Origin of the sequence: Micromonospora gifhornensis (assembly GCF_016863515.1) — a bacterium.
In the GTDB taxonomy this organism is placed as follows: Bacteria; Actinomycetota; Actinomycetes; order Mycobacteriales; family Micromonosporaceae; genus Micromonospora; species Micromonospora gifhornensis.
Window position 1 is genome coordinate 1 of the sequence record NZ_BOPA01000047.1, and the last position, 14,950, is coordinate 14,950.

At 74.0% G+C, this 14,950-nt stretch carries 7 protein-coding genes; 2 read left to right on the plus strand and 5 right to left on the minus strand.

Annotation, left to right across the window (positions count from 1 at the left end):
* The coding region (locus Vgi01_RS26695) for a type I polyketide synthase (RefSeq protein WP_204292917.1) at nucleotides 1–8,224 on the minus strand (8,224 nt) is incomplete at its 3' end.
* Between the two features lie 218 nt (nucleotides 8,225–8,442).
* On the opposite strand from Vgi01_RS26695, the gene Vgi01_RS26700 reads away from it, so the two are divergent.
* Together Vgi01_RS26700 and Vgi01_RS26705 are read left to right on the plus strand one after the other, a co-directional pair.
* Nucleotides 8,443–8,841, plus strand: a complete 399-nt coding sequence (locus tag Vgi01_RS26700) for a YybH family protein (protein ID WP_239089176.1) — start codon at nucleotides 8,443–8,445, stop codon at nucleotides 8,839–8,841.
* A 10-nt stretch (nucleotides 8,842–8,851) separates the two neighbouring features.
* The gene (locus Vgi01_RS26705; RefSeq protein WP_204292918.1) at nucleotides 8,852–10,411 is read left to right on the plus strand and encodes an aspartate aminotransferase family protein; all 1,560 of its coding nucleotides are present in this window, start codon (nucleotides 8,852–8,854) and stop codon (nucleotides 10,409–10,411) included.
* A 339-nt stretch (nucleotides 10,412–10,750) separates the two neighbouring features.
* Here the strand turns inward: Vgi01_RS26705 and Vgi01_RS26710 are convergent, their stop codons facing one another.
* The 4 genes from Vgi01_RS26710 to Vgi01_RS26725 all read right to left on the minus strand — a co-directional run bounded on the left by Vgi01_RS26710 (nucleotide 10,751) and on the right by Vgi01_RS26725 (nucleotide 14,928).
* On the minus strand, nucleotides 10,751–11,296 hold the full coding sequence (locus Vgi01_RS26710; protein WP_204292919.1) for a flavin reductase family protein: 546 nt from the start codon (nucleotides 11,294–11,296) through the stop codon (nucleotides 10,751–10,753).
* A gap of 70 nt (nucleotides 11,297–11,366) precedes the next feature.
* Nucleotides 11,367–11,786, minus strand: coding sequence for a YybH family protein (locus Vgi01_RS26715; RefSeq protein WP_013733172.1), 420 nt, complete (start codon nucleotides 11,784–11,786; stop codon nucleotides 11,367–11,369).
* A gap of 110 nt (nucleotides 11,787–11,896) precedes the next feature.
* The gene (locus Vgi01_RS26720) at nucleotides 11,897–13,468 is read right to left on the minus strand and encodes a GMC family oxidoreductase (RefSeq protein WP_204292920.1); all 1,572 of its coding nucleotides are present in this window, start codon (nucleotides 13,466–13,468) and stop codon (nucleotides 11,897–11,899) included.
* Nucleotides 13,469–13,518: 50 nt separating this feature from the next.
* A complete protein-coding gene (locus tag Vgi01_RS26725) occupies nucleotides 13,519–14,928 on the minus strand; it encodes a flavin monoamine oxidase family protein (protein WP_102656262.1) in 1,410 nt (469 codons plus the stop codon).
* Nucleotides 14,929–14,950: the final 22 nt, after the last annotated feature.

A 14,950-nucleotide genomic window follows, 5' to 3' on the forward strand; every position in this document is an offset into this window, starting at 1 on the left:
GGAAGCCGCCCTCACCCGCATACGACTTCCCCACCGCCTCCGGATCCGGATCGACCAGATCAGCCGGCCAACCCCGGTTCTCCGGGAACAGGCCGACAGCATCCCGCTCCCCCACCACCAGATCCCACAACCCATCCGGTGACGTGACACCCCCCGGGAAACGACAACCCATCCCGACGATCACGACCGGATCCTCATCGGCGACCACCACCGCAGCCGGGGCCTGCTCGGTGGCGGGACCGTTGACCGTTGCGACCAGATATTCGGCGATTGCGGCCGGGGTCGGGTGGTCGAAGACCAGCGTCGCCGGCAGTGGCAGGCCGGTGAGGGCGGTGAGGCGGTTGCGCAGGTCGACTCCGGTCAGTGAGTCGAAGCCGGCGTCGCGGAACGGCACCTCCGGCAGCACACCGGCCGGGCTGTCGTGGCCGAGCACCGCGGCGGCGGCGGTCCGGACGGTGTCCAGCGCGTACGCGTGCCGTTCCGATTCGTCGAGCCTGGCGGCGTGCGCCGCCCAGTCGCCGCTCGGGGGCGCGGCGGCCCGGCGCGGACGGGCCGGTGCCAGCGCGCGCAGGGGTGCCGGCAGCGGGTCGTCGGTGCGCAGCCGGGCCGGTTCCAGGGCCACCGGCACGAGGACCGGTTCGGGTGAGCGCAGTGCCCGGTCGAACAGGGCGAGGCCGTGGGCGGGGGTCAGCGGTTCGATGCCGAGCCGGGCCCAGCGGGCGATGTCGGCGTCCCGCAGCGCCGCGCCCATCCCGGTGGTGGTGTCCCACAGGCCCCAGGCCAGTGAGGTGGCGGGCAGCCCGGCGGCGTGCCGGTGCGCGGCCAGGGCGTCGAGGGCGCAGTTTGCTGCCGCGTACCCGGCCTGCCCGGCCGTGCCCAGCACCCCGGCGATCGAGGAGAACAGCACGAACGCGGTCAGCGGCTGGTCGGCCGTCAGGTCGTGCAGGTGCTGGGCAGCGTCCACCTTGGCTCGCCACACCCGGTCCAGTTGCTCGTCAGTGAGGGTGGCCACGGTGGCGTCGTCGACCACTCCGGCGGCGTGCACGATCGCGGTCAGCGGGTGCGTGGCCGGGATGGCGGCCAGCACGGCGGCGACGGCGTCGCGGTCGGTGACGTCGGCGGCCACCACGCGGACCTCGGCACCGTTCTCGCGCAGCGCGGCGGTGGCCGTGGCGGCGTCCGGGGCGTCCGGGCCGCGTCGGCTGACCAGGACGAGGTGACGCACCCCGTACGTGGTGACCAGGTGCTCGGCGATCAGCCGGCCCAGCCCGCCGGTGCCGCCGGTGATCAGGACCGTGCCGGCGGGATCGATCACCGGTGCGTCCCCGGTGGCGGGCGCCGGGCCGAGGCGGGGTGCCAGCAGTGTGCCGCCGCGCACGGCGACCTGCGGTTCGCCGACGGCGACGGCGGCGGCCACCGCCTCCGGGCCGGTGCCGTCGCCGAGGTCGACCAGGGTGACGTCCGGATGTTCGGCCTGGACGCTGCGCAGCAGGCCCCAGACGGCCGCGCCGGCCGGATCGGGGGCGGGGTCGCCGGGGGTGCTGACCGCGTGGCGGGTCACCACGGTGAGTGGGCCGGTGAGCCGTTCGCGCACCGTGTGCAGGGCGGTGCGGACGGCGGTCAGCGGGTCGTCGTCACCGTCCAGGGTGAGCACCTCGCGGGGGTCGGCCGGGCGGGACGGGGCGGGCAGTGGTTGCCAGCCGAGTGTCCAGAGCCCGCCGGTGCCGCCGGTGGCGGCGGCCAGGTCGCGGGTGTCCACCTCGCGCAGGGTGAGCCCCTCGATCCGGCCGACCGGGCGGCCGGTGGCGTCGGTGAGGGTGACGGTCACCGTGTCGGGGCCGGCCGGGGTGATCCGGGCCCGCAGGGCGTGGCCGGGTGTGCCGGTCAGATCGGCGCCGGTGACGGTGAAGGGCAGCCGGATGCGGCCCGGGGCGGTGCGGGATGCGGCCTGCAGCACGACCGGGTGCAGGGCGGCGTCGAGCAACGCCGGGTGGATGCGGTAGCGGGCGGGGTCGGCGTCGCTGGGCAGTTCCAGGTCGGCGCAGACCTCGTCGCCGACCCGCCACAGCCGGCGGACCGCGGTGAAGTCGCCGCGATAGTCGTAGCCGGCCTCGGCGAGCCGGGGGTAAAGGTCAGCGATGGGTTCCTCGACCGCACCCGGCGGCGGCCACGGCGCGTCCGCGGGCCCGGTGCCGGCGACGGTGGTCGGGACGAGTCGGCCGGTGACGCAGCGTCGCCAGTCCTGCGGGGCCGCGCCGCTGTCGGCCCGGGCGTGGACGGTGAAGCGGCGACCGCCGTCGGGGTCCGGTTCGTCCACGCTGACCTGGACCTGCAGGGTGCCCTGGGCGGGGACGGCGAGCGGGGCGGCCAGGGTCAGCTCGTCCAGTCGGGTCGCGTCGGCCCGTTCGCCGGCCACCCGGGCCATCTCCAGGAACGCGGTGGCGGGCACCAGCGCAGCGCCGTTGATCACGTGGTCGGCCAGCCACGGCAGGTCCGACCGGGACAGTTCCCCGGCGAGGACCAGGCTGGCGCGGTCGGCCAGGTCCACCGTGGTGTGCAGCAGCGGGTGTGCGGTCGGGTCGGCCGAGGTGCGTGGGGCGAGCCAGTAGCGGTCCAGGTGGAACGGGTACGTGGGCAGGTCCGCCGGCGGTGAGCCGACGCCGATCGAGGTGGGGTCGAGCGGGGCGCCCGCGGTGTGTGCGGCGGCCACGGCCAGGATGGCGGTCTCCGGTTCCGGGCGGCCGGCGCGACCGGTGGAGATCACGGTGGCGTTGGCGTCGCCAAGCGTCTGCAGGATCGCCGGGACCAGCGCGGCGTCCGGTCCCACCTCGACGAAGACGGTGGCTCCGAGGGTGCGCAGGCTGGTCACCGCGTCGGCGAACCGGACCGTCCCGCGCAGCTGGCCGGTCCAGTAGGCGGGGTCGGCCAGCCGGTCGCCGGGCAGCCGGTCCCCGGTCGCGGTGGAGACGAACGGCACCTGCGGCTCGGTGACCTCGCGGGCTGCGGCCACCTCGGCGAACTCGGTGAGGATCTCGTCCATGTGGGCGCTGTGGAAGGCGTGGCTCACGCGCAGCCGCCGGGTGCGTCGGCCCTTGACGGCCCAGTGTGCGGCCGCTTCCACGATCGGGTCGGGGTCACCGGAGAGCACCACCGACATCGGTCCGTTGACCGCGGCCAGGCTCAGTTGCGGGTACGCGGCCAGCGTGGCCTGCACCTCCTGTTCGCTGGCCTGCACCGCCAGCATCGCCCCGCCGGAGCGGGCCCGGTCCATCAGCCGGCCGCGTGCGGCGACCAGGGCGGCCGCCTCGGGCAGGGTCAGTGCCCCGGCCACGTGCGCGGCGGCCACCTCGCCGACCGAGTGACCGGCGACCAGATCCGGTCGCAGACCGTGGTGGGCCAGCAACCGGGCCAGGGCAACCTCGACGGCGAACAGCGCCGGCTGGGCGTACCGGGTGCGGTGCACGTCCTCGGCGCTGAGCACGTCGGTCAACGCGCGGTCCAGGTGCGGGTCCAGGGCGGCGGCGACCTCGTGCAGCGCGGCGGCGAAGACGGGGAAGGCGTCGGCCAGCTCGGCGCCCATCCCGGGCCGTTGGGCGCCCTGGCCGGCGAAGACGAACGCGACGCGGGCGGGCCGCTCGGCGAGGCCACGGACCACCCGGGCGTCGTCCGTCCCGGTGGCCAGGCTGGTCAGGCCGGCGAGCAGGTCGGCGTGGGTGCGGGCGACGACCGCGGCGCGGTGCGGGAACCGGGTCCGGCCGGCCAGCGTGCGGGCCACGGCGGCGGGGTGGGGGGCGTCGCCGGCGGTCAGTGCGGCGTGCAGCCGGCCGGCCTGCCGGGCGACAGCGTCCGGGTCGCGGGCGCTGATCAGCCAGGGTACGGGCACCTCGGCGGGTGGTTGCGGGTCCGGGTCGCGGGGTGCCTGTTCCAGGATCAGGTGGGCGTTGGTGCCGCTGATGCCGAACGAGGAGACGGCGGCCCGGCGGGTGGCGTCGGTCGGCCACGGGCGGGCCTCGGTGAGCAGGCGCAGCGGGCCGGCCGCCCAGTCGACCCGGGGGGTCGGCGCGTCCACGTGCAGGGTGCGTGGCAGGGTGCCGGTGCGCATGGCCTGCACCAGCTTGATGACGCCGGCGACCCCGGCGGCGGCCTGCGTGTGGCCGATGTTCGACTTCAACGAGCCCAGCCACAGTGGACGTTCGCGGCCGGGCCCGTACGCGGCGGCCAGCGCCTCGGCCTCGATCGGGTCGCCGAGGGCGGTGCCGGTGCCGTGTGCTTCGATGGCGTCGACGTCGTGCGGGGCCAGTGCGGCGTCGGCCAGCGCGGTGTGGATGACCTGGCGCTGGGCCAGGCCGCTGGGGGCGGTCAGTCCGTTGGAGGCGCCGTCGGAGTTGACCGCGGAGCCGCGGATGACGGCCAGCACGGGGCGTCCGGCGCGGCGGGCGTCGCTGAGTCGTTGCAGGACCAGCAGGCCGGCGCCCTCAGCCCAGGCGGTGCCGTCGGCCGCGGCGGCGAACGACTTGCATCGGGCGTCGGGGGCGAGGCCGCGCTGGCGGGAGAACTCCAGGAACATGCCGGGGGTGGCGAGCACGGTGACGCCGCCGGCCAGAGCGGTCGTGGACTCTCCGCTGCGCAGCGACCGGACGGCCAGGTGCAGGGCGACCAGCGAGGACGAGCAGGCGGTGTCCACGGTGAGCGCCGGGCCGGCCAGGCCGAGGTGGTAGGCGATGCGCCCGGACATCACGCTGGGTGTGGTGCCGGTGAGGATGTGGCCCTCGCCGGCGGTGCCGCCGTCGTGCATGCGGGGGCCATAGTCGCCGCCGGTGCCGCCGACGAACACCCCGGTGCGGCTGCCACGCAGGGATTCCGGGTCGATGCCGGCGCGTTCCAGGGCTTCCCAGGCGGTGAGCAGCAGCAGCCGCTGTTGCGGGTCCATGGCCAGCGCCTCACGGGGCGAGATGCCGAAGAAGGCGGGGTCGAACGCGGCGGCGTCGGGCAGGAAGCCGCCCTCGCGCACGTAGCTGGTGCCGGGGTGGTCGGGGTCGGGGTGGAACAGGGCGGCGGGCCAGCCACGGTCGGTGGGGAACGGTCCGACGGCGTCGCGTTCGTCGACGATCAGCTGCCACAGCGCGTCCGGGGTGTCGGCGCCGCCCGGGTAGCGGCAGGCCATGCCGACGATGGCGATCGGCTCGCCGGCGGCGGCCGTGGCGTCGGTGCCCGTGGCGGCGGGGGTGCGGCCGGCGAGGTGGGCGGCGAGGGCGTCCGGGGTGGGGTGGTCGAACAGCAGGCCGGTGGGAAGCGTGGCGCCGGTCGCGGCGGCCAACGCGTCGCGTAGTTCGACGGCCATCAGCGAGTCGACGCCGAGGTCGCGGAAGGTGGCCTGGCGGTCGACCAGGTCGGGGTCGGGCACGCCGAGGACCGCCGCGACGTGCGCGGCCACCAGCGCCGACGTGTCGATCCGCGGCGTTTCGATGGGCCCTGCCGTCGGGACGGGCGCTGCCGTCGGGACGGGCGCTGCCGTCGGGGTGGGCGGTGCGGCCGGGGTGGGCGGGCGCGCGGGCGCGGCGGCCGGGCCGGTGCCGAAGTCCTGCCGCTGGAAGGCGTACGTGGGCAGCCGCGGCCGCCGTCCGACCGGCGGCGCCCAGACCGCCGGGTCGGTGTGGACACCGCGCACGTGCAGCCGGGCCAGGGCGGTGCGCGCCGACCGGGTTTCGTCGGTTCCGGCGCGCAGCAGCGGCACCGCGACGACGGTGCCGTCGTCGAGTCCGCAGCCGGGGACCAGGGCCGCGCAGACGCCGTCCGGACCGGCCTCGATCATCGTGGGCGCGGCGTCGGCGGCGGCGCGGACGGCCGCGGCGAACAGCACGGGTTCGCGGATCTGGGCGACCCAGTGGTCCACGGTGGTCAGGGCGTCCGCGGCCAGGCCACCGGTGCGGGTGGAGACCACCGGCAGGCGCGGCGGTCGCAGGGTGAGCCCGGCGACGACCTGGCGGAAGGCGGGCAGCATCGGTTCCATCAGCGGTGAGTGGAAGGCGTGGCTGACGGTGAGCCGCTTGACTCGGTGCCCGGCGGCGCGCAGGGCCTGGGCGGCCGCGTCGATCTCCGCGCCGGCGCCGGAGAGCACGGTGGCCCGCACACCGTTGACCGCGGCCACGGCCAGCCGGTCCGGGGTGGCGTCGACGAACGGGCGCAGTCCGTCCGGCGGGGCGTCCACGGCGATCATGGCGCCCCCGGCGGGCAGGTCGCGCATCAGTGCGCCGCGGGCGGCGACCATGGTGCAGGCGTCGGGCAGCGACAGCACCCCGGCGACATGGGCTGCGGCGATCTCACCGATGGAGTGGCCGAGCAGCCGGGCGGTGGTGACCCCCCAGGACTCGATCAGGCGGTACGCGGCGACCTCGACGGCGAACAGCGCAGGCTGGGCCAGGTCGGTGCCGTCGAGCCCGTCACCGGTGCCGATGATGTCGGCCAGCGGGCGGGGCAGCAGCGGGTCGAGGTGTGCGCAGACCTCGTCGAAGGCTGCGGCGTACACGGGGAATGCGGTGCGCAGCCCGAGGCCCATCCCGATGCGTTGCGCGCCCTGGCCGGTGAACAGCACTCCGACGCCGGGATGGGTGGCGGTCTCGCCGGTGACCAGGTGGGCCGAGGGCGTGCCGTCGGCCAGGGCGGTGAGGGCGGCGGTCAGCTCGGCGTGGTCGTCCGCCCACACCGCGGCCCGGTGTCGGAAGGCGGTCCGGGAGGTGGCCAGCGCGTGCGCGAGGCCGGCCAGCGGGGTGGCGGGGTGGCGGCCGGTGTGCTCGAGCAACCGGGTGGCCTGCTCGCGCAGGGCCGGCGCGGTCCGGGCGGAGAGCGTGACCAGCGCGGGGCCGGCCGGCAGGGGGTCGGTCGGGGTGGACGCTGGCGACGGTGGTGGCTCGCCGATCACCACGTGGCAGTTGGTGCCGCCCATGCCGAAGCTGCTCACCCCGGCGATCAGCGGCCGGTCGGGGTGCGGCCACGGGCTGTGCGCAGTGGCGACCCGCAGTCGCAGTTCGGACAGGGGTATGGCCGGGTGGGGTCGGGCGAAGTGCAGGCTGGGCGGCAGCATCCGGTGCCGGATGCTCAGCACGGCCTTGACCAGTCCGGCGATGCCGGCGGCGCCTTCGAGGTGGCCGATGTTGGTTTTCACCGAGCCCACCAGGAGCGGGTCGGCCGGGTCGCGGCCGGCGGCGAAGACGGCGCCGAGCGCGGCCGCCTCGATCGGATCGCCGACGGGGGTGCCGGTGCCGTGCAGTTCCACGTACTGCACGTCGGCGGCGTCGATGCCGGCGGCGGTGTGCGCCCGGGTCAGCATCCGCTGTTGGGCGTCTGCGCTGGGCACGGTCAGTCCGGGGGTGGCGCCGTCGTTGTTGACCGCGCTGCCGTGCAGGACGGCGAGGACGTCGTCGCCGTCGGCGTGGGCCTGCGTCAGGGGTTTGAGGACCACGACGGCCGCGCCCTCGCCGCGGACGTAGCCGTTGGCGCGTTCGTCGAAGGTGTGGCAACGGCCGTCCGGGGACAGTCCTCCGAAGCGTTGCGCGGTATGCACGCCGTCGGCGAGCAGGTTGAGGTTGACCCCGGCTGCGACGGCCAGCGGAACGGTGCCGGCGCGGACGGCCTCGGCGGCGAGGTGCACGGCGACCAGTGACGACGACTGGGCGGTGTCGACGACCATGCTGGGGCCGCGCAGATCCAGCGCGTACGAGACGCGGTTGGCGATGAGTCCGCGGTGGGTGCCGGTGTTGGTGTGCCCGGTGACCGCGTCCGGTCCGGCGCGGTGGATCAGGCCGGCCCAGTCGTCGCGCAGTGCCCCCACGTAGACGGCGGTCGGTGTGCCGGCCAGGTCGGCGGGGACGATGCCCGCGTCCTCCAGGGCTTCCCAGACCAGTTCCAGGACGAGCCGCTGCTGGGGGTCGGTGGCTGCGGCCTCGCGCGGGGAGATGCCGAAGAAGGCGGCGTCGAAGTCGCCGGGCCGGTCCAGGAATCCGCCGCGCAGGGCGCCCGGGGTGTGGTCGTCGCCGGAGGGGCGGCGGTCGGCGGGTGCGTCGGTGACGGCGTCGCGGCCCTGGGCCAGCAGTTCCCAGAACGCCTCCGGGTCCGCCGCGCCGGGTAGGCGGCAGGAGAGTCCGACCACGGCCACCGCGGTGTCGGCGGTGTGCGGGGCGCCGGGTGTGTCGGTGGTCGGGGCGTCGGCGTGCGTGTCATGGGTCATCGCGTTCGGTTGCCCTTCGTCGCTTCCCCTGGGAACCGCAGTCGGCGGTTGATCCGTTTCTATCAATGGATCGGCGACGGAGCGTCAGTGCTCAGTCACGCTCCAGTCGCTCGACTCTCTCGATGACCGTCGATGGAATGACGATTACCGCTGAGTGACTGCACAGTCACCCATGGCTTCTATGTTGTGCCCAACTACCGAAAGGCAGGTGTGTACGCATGACCTCCTCAGTGGACGGCACCCAGCTGGCCGACGACGCCCGACAGGTAACCGCCCGGTACGTGAACGCGATGAACTCCGGCGACGCGGAGACGGTGCTCAGCTTCTACACCGACGACGCGGTGACCATCTGGGAACCGGGCAAGCCGCTGCGCGGCCAGGAGCACGTCGACGCGGTACGCGAGTTCGTCGCGTCCCGCCCGTCGATGCGCGCCGAGCTGCGCGAGTCGTACGTGGCCGGCGACGCCGCGCTGCTCGTGGTGGACTGGAGCATCGATCACCCGGACGGCGCGGGCGGCACCACGCACCTGACCGGGACGGGGCTGGACGTCCTGCGCCGGGGCGCCGACGGCAAGTGGCGCTACGCGGTCGACAACGCCTACGGCGACAGTGTCTGAGGTGGCCGCCGTGACCACCGAGCTCCCCGAGCTGGCCGAGGCGCACCTCGGCGGACTACTCGACCAGTTGGGCCTGGCCGTGCCCTACTCCCGGGCCAGCGGTGACACCCTCTACTTCGTCGACGACACCGGCGCCGAGGTGGCCGTCGACGACTTCGTCGGGGGGTACGGGTCGCTGATCTTCGGTCACCACCATCCGACCCTGACCCGGCTGCTGCACGACCTGCTGGAGCGCCAGGTGCCGGTGCACGCGCAGTTCTCCCGGCACCCGTACGCCAACGACCTGGCCGCCTCGCTGAACCGGGTGCTGCACCGCGAGTTCGGCATCGCGGAGCCCTACCGGGCGATCTTCGCCAACACCGGGGCCGAGGCGGCCGAGTGCGCGCTCAAGCACGCCGAGATGGAACGCGGTCAGCGGGTCGCCGCGCTGACCGCCGAGATCGACACGCACCTGGACGATGCCCGGGCAGCCGCGGCGGCCGGAGCCGGCCTGCCCGGCGACGCGGCCACCGCCCGACTGGGTGCGTTCACCGGCGTGGACGGGCTGATCGCCGCGGTCCGGCAGCACAACATGGCCCAGCTGGCTCGCGGACCGGTGTACCTGACCCTGGAGAACTCCTTCCACGGCAAGCTCGCGGCCAGCGTGCAGCTCACCCACAATCCGGCCTACCGGTTGCCGTTCCGGACGCTTGCCGCACCAGCCCGGTTCGTGCCGGTGGACCGGCCGGGCGCGGTGGCCAAGGCGGTCGAGGCCGAGCGGGTCACGGTGTTCGACCTGGAGTCCGGCGACGGCGCTGTCCGGCTCGTCGAGCGGGACCTGCCGGTGATCGCCGCGTTCTTCGCCGAGCCGGTGCAGGGCGAGGGCGGCATCCGGCCGCTGGACGCCGCTCTGGCGGCCGAGATCCGCCAGGCCGCCGAGGCCGGCGGGTTCCCCGTGGTGGTGGACGAGATCCAGACCGGCGTGGGTCGCACCGGCACCTTCTTCGCCGGCGCACAGGCCGGGCTGCTCGGCGACTACGTGCTGCTGGCCAAGAGCATCGGCGGCGGGCTTGTGAAGAACGCCGTGCTGCTGGTGCGGGACAACCGCTACCAGCCCGAGTTCGAGCTGGTGCACAGCTCCACGTTCGCCAAGGACGCGCTGTCGTGTCACATCGGACTGGCCGTCGTCGACCTGCTCGAGGCGGACGGCGGGCAGGCGTACCGGACCGTGCGGGAACGCGGCGACGCGTTGCGGGCGGCCCTGGACGGGGTGGCCGAGGCCAACGCGGACGTGGTGGCCGAGGTGCGGGGTCGGGGCCTGATGCGGGGTCTGGAGTTCCGTGACCAGACCGACGCGCCGGCCGGGGTGGTGCGTGACTTCGCTCGCAACGGCCTCTTCGGCTACATGGTCGCGGGGCGGCTGCTGCGGGCGCACCGGATTCGGGTGTTCCCGACCGCCAGCGCGCCGCACACGCTGCGTTTCCAGCCGTCCCTCGCGGTGACCGACGAGGCGATCGCCCGCCTGGTGACCGGGCTGACCGACGTGTGCGCGCTGATCCGCGCCAACGACCCGACTTTGTTGACCGGCTGATCTCCTCCACATCAGCCGGGGTGGCGGCCGCCGATCATCGCGATCGGCGGCCGTCGTCGTGCGGGCCCACCGGGTGGTGCCGACACACGGAAGAAGGCGTCGGGGACGTTCTCGGAGGCTGTCGGTGAGTTCGGGTTCTGCGTGACGTCGACCGTCACGACCGTGACGTCGGCCTTCAAGACCGTGACGTCGGCCTTCAAGACCTGGTCGTGGTCTTGAAGGCCGACGGTCGGGGGCGTCACGCGGCAGGCGCCGCTGTCCGCCTGTTGGTGTTCGGGTGCTTCGGCCGGGTCCCGGTGCGGCTGCGCGCCTCCCGGGGGCCGTGGGTCGGCAGGGTTGTCAGATGCTGTCCGTCGGGCCGGCGTCGGTGCTGGGTGGCCAGGTCGTCGTGGGGTGGAACTCGCCGTCGAAGAACAGCAGTCCGGCGCCGGAGCGGTGGCCGGAGCCGATGACCCTGCCCAGGAAGACCGAGTGGTCCCCGGCCTCGTACACGTCGGCCAGCGCGCACTCGACCCAGGCCAGGCTGTCGGTGAGTAGCGGCGCGCCGGTGAGTGCCCCGGGCATCCAGTCGCCCACCGCGAACTGTGCACTGCCCAGCGGTCGGTCGCGGCTGGCGAAGTGCCGGGCGTACGTCTCGTGCCCGGCCCGGAGCACGGAGGCCGCGAAGTGGCCGGACCCGGTGATCGCCCGGTGCATCACCGCGTTCTTGCCGACGCAGCACAGCACCATGGGTGGTTCCAGCGATACCGAGCTGAAGGCGTTGGCGGTCATGCCGTGCAGGTGGTCGCCGCCGACGGTGAGAACCACGACGCCGGTGGCGAACTGAGACATCGTCGAGCGCATCTGGGCAGCGCCGACCAGGGATGCGTTGGTGGCCGTATCCATGTGCGGTCCTTCCCGCCGTGGTGGCGCGGCCCACGTCCCGACCGACGGCGGGACGCAAGCCGCTGCGGCCTCAGGCGCCGAGGGTCTCGGTGTGCTCGGCCACCGGGCGGTCCACCGCCATGATCCACTTGCCGTCGGGTTCGCGGACCAGCACGTCGGTGCAGCGGCCGGTGATCCGTTGCCGGGTGCCGTCGGCGGCGGTCACCTCCAGCTCGAAGCCGACGATGATGAGCGAGGTGTCGCCGGCCACGACGGAGTCGCGCACCACCGAGTGCAGTTTGGGGCCGGTGGCCAGCAGCTTGGTGATCGCCTCGGTGCGGGCCGCGCCGGTGAGTGGCTGGCCGGACAGGTTGGAGATCGCGTCCGAACGGTAGAGCAGGTCGAACAGGTCACCCCGGCCGGAGTTGAACGCGGCCAGGAAGACCGCGTTCTGGGTCTCCGGGTCGTCGGTCAGTTCCAGGCTCAGGTTGCTCACGTCGGTCTGGGTCATCGTGTCCTCACTTCCGGGTGGGGATCGGTACGTTCGGCGCACCACAACACATTCAACGGCATCAATTCTGATTCCCGGTAATCAACCTCTCACGCAGCGTTCCATGCGGGTTACCGGGCAGCCACGGGACGCTCGTCGACGACCTCCTGCGCTGCCGGGTGCGACACCCCGGACGCGCGGATCAGGTCCGCGGCGCGCTCACCGATCATCACGGCGTGGGCGTGGGTGTGACCACGCGGCGCCTCGGGGATCACCGACGCGTCGGCCACCCGCAGCCCGGTCACGCCGTGCACCCGCAGGTCGGCGTCGACCACGTCACCGAAGCGGCAACTGCCGACCGGGTGGAACACCGTCTGCGCCCGCTGCCGGACGTACTCGGCCACCGTGCCGTCGGCCGGCCACGGCACCACCGGCCCCTGGTGCAGGGAGCGCAGGGCCGCGGAGTCGAGGATCCGTTCGGCGAACCGGACGCCCGCCACGAAGGTCTGCAGGTCGGCGTCGTCGGTGAGGTAACCCGGGTCGATGCGCGGCGGGGTGTGCGGGTCGGCGCTGCCCAGGGTGAGCCGGCCCCGGCTGCGGGGGCGCAGCAGCACGACGCCGAGGGTGTAGCCGGGGATCGGGGTGCCGGTGTCGTCGAACGCCATCGGGGACCAGATCAGCTCCACGTCCGGTGCGCCCGCCGCGCCGTCGGCCCGCAGCAACGCCACCGCCTCGCCGATGTTGGAGGTCAGCGGGCCCATGCGATCGCGTTGGTAGCGTTCCCGGCCGTCCTGCAGGAAGCGGGTCGCGTCATCGGCCCGGACCGCCAGATCGAGGATCATGTGGTCGTGCAGGCCGCGTCCAACGGCGGGCAGCTCCACCTGTGGGCGCACCCCGGCCGCGTGCAGGTCGTCCGGGTCGCCGATGCCGGAGAGCAGCAGCAGGTGCGGCGAGCCGACCGTCCCGGCGCTGAGCACGATCTCGCGGCGGGCGGTGACGGTCCGGTCGGCCAGTCGCACGCCGGTGGCGCGGTGGCCGGCGTCGATCAGCACCCGGTGCGCCTGGGCGCCGGTGAGCACGGTCAGGTTGGGGCGGTGCAGGGCCGGCCGGAGGTACCCGTCCGCGCTGCTCCACCGGGCGCCGTCGCGCTGGGTGACCGGGGTCAGCGCGTACCCACGGTTGTCTGGACCGGCCAGCCCGCCGTCGACCGGCGCGAGCCCGACCTCCGCGCACGCCTGCAGGAAACGCAGGCTGCTGGCGTCCGGGTCTCGCTGGGGTGAGATCCACAACGGGCCGCCGGTGCCGAGCGCTCCCCTGTCCTCGGCGGGGCCCGCCCAGTGCTCGGCCCGGCGGAACCAGGGCCGGACCTGCTCCCACGACCAGGACGGCGGCCACGACGTGAAGTCCTCGGCGTGACCGGGCACCCACATCTGGAAGTTGGTCGCCGACGAGCCGCCCAGCACCCGGCCGCGCGGCCAGCGCACCTCCCGGCCGCCCAGGTGTGGCTGGGGCAGGGTGCCGAAGTCCCAGTCGAGCTCGGAGCCGATCAGCTCCAGGGCGCCCAGCGGGACCCGGATGTCCGGATGGTCGTCGGGGCCGCCGGCTTCCAGCAGCGCCACGGTGACGGTCGGATCCTCGGACAGCCGGGCGGCCACCGCGCACCCGGCCGATCCCGCCCCCACCACCACGTAGTCGAATTCCACTGTTCCTCCTCGCGATGCGGTTGGCACGGGCGGGACCGGCCGGGATCCGGTCACCTGAACGCGTAGTGCGTCACCTGTTCGGCCGCGCGCAGTCCGGACTCGATCGCCCCTTCCACGTAGCCGCTCCACCCGCTGGCGATGTCGCTGGTGGCGAACGAGATCCGGCCCTGGGGGCGTTGGATCGCGTCGAGCAGCCCGGTCAGCTGGCCGGGCCGGCGGAAGGACCAGCCGCCGCGCGCGTACGGGTCGGCGCCCCAGTTCTGGCCCTTGACGGCCAGCACCCTCGCGTCCGGCACGACCAGCCGTACGGCACGTTCGACCTGTGCCACGTTGTTGACGTTGAGCCGACGGTCGTTGCTGAACCCGACCATCAGCTGGCTGTCCGCGAGCTGCTTGATCGGCACCAGGGTGTCCACCGGGTATCCGTCGGGGGTGTGCACGTAGGTGTTGCCGAGCGAGGTACGCAGCCGCAGCCAGAACTTCTGCGCGCCGGGCACGCCGAAGGTCTCGCTGGAGGCGCGCCGCCGTTGCAGGCTGAGGCCCGGTGCGAAATCGATTGTGTTCCAGACGTTCACCGGGACCGCGACCACGACCGAGGAGGCGGTGTACGACATGCCGGCCCTGGTGCGGACGGTCACCTCGCGGCCGTTGTCGGTGATGGACCGCACCGGCGAGTTGAGCCGCAGGTCGGCTGCCGCCTCGTTCAGGATGGCCTGGGCGAGTCCGGTCATGCCGCCGGCCGGTCGGAAGGTGTTGATGCCGTAGTACTGCTCGGCGTTGTAGTTGCACAGCGCCCACCAGTGCAGGAACTGCGTGTACGCGCCGCGGTCGGATCCCCCGCCGAGCCCGCCGGTGGCCCCGGAGAGCCACTTCTCGTCCAGGGTGCTCAGGCCCATGGCGTTGAGTCGGTCGCGGATGCTGTACGAGTCGACGAGGCGCAGCACGTCGGCCTGGGCCATCGGGTCCGTCGGGTCGGAGAACACCTGCGGTGCCTGTTCGCAGAACTGGGTGAGCAGCTCACCCTGCCGGCCGAACGCCTCCTCGGGGCTGAAGTAGCCGAAGCCGGTGGCGGTCGGGAACAGCGCCCGGTCGGCCTCCGGGTCGGCGACGAGGCCGATGCCCTGGTCCTCGATCTCCTGCCACACGTGGGTCTGCATCGGGTCGACCCAGACGCCACCCATCTCGACCTGTTCGCCCTGGAAGGTGCTGGTCCAGGTGCGTCCGCCGATGCGGTTGCGTGCTTCCAGGATCAGCACGCGCAGTCCCTTGCGCCGCAGGTCCCGTGCCGCGGTGATGCCGGCGAAGCCGGCGCCGACCACGATGACGTCGTACGCGTGGCGTCTGCGGGTCGCCGAGGCCTGCGATGGACGCAGGATGGTGTGCGCGGCGGCGGCCGCCGTGACCGCGGTCAGGACGCCGCGCCGGGTGAGCGGCAGTCCGGACAATGTGGTGTTGCTCATTGGTGTCGTCCCCTGTGGGATT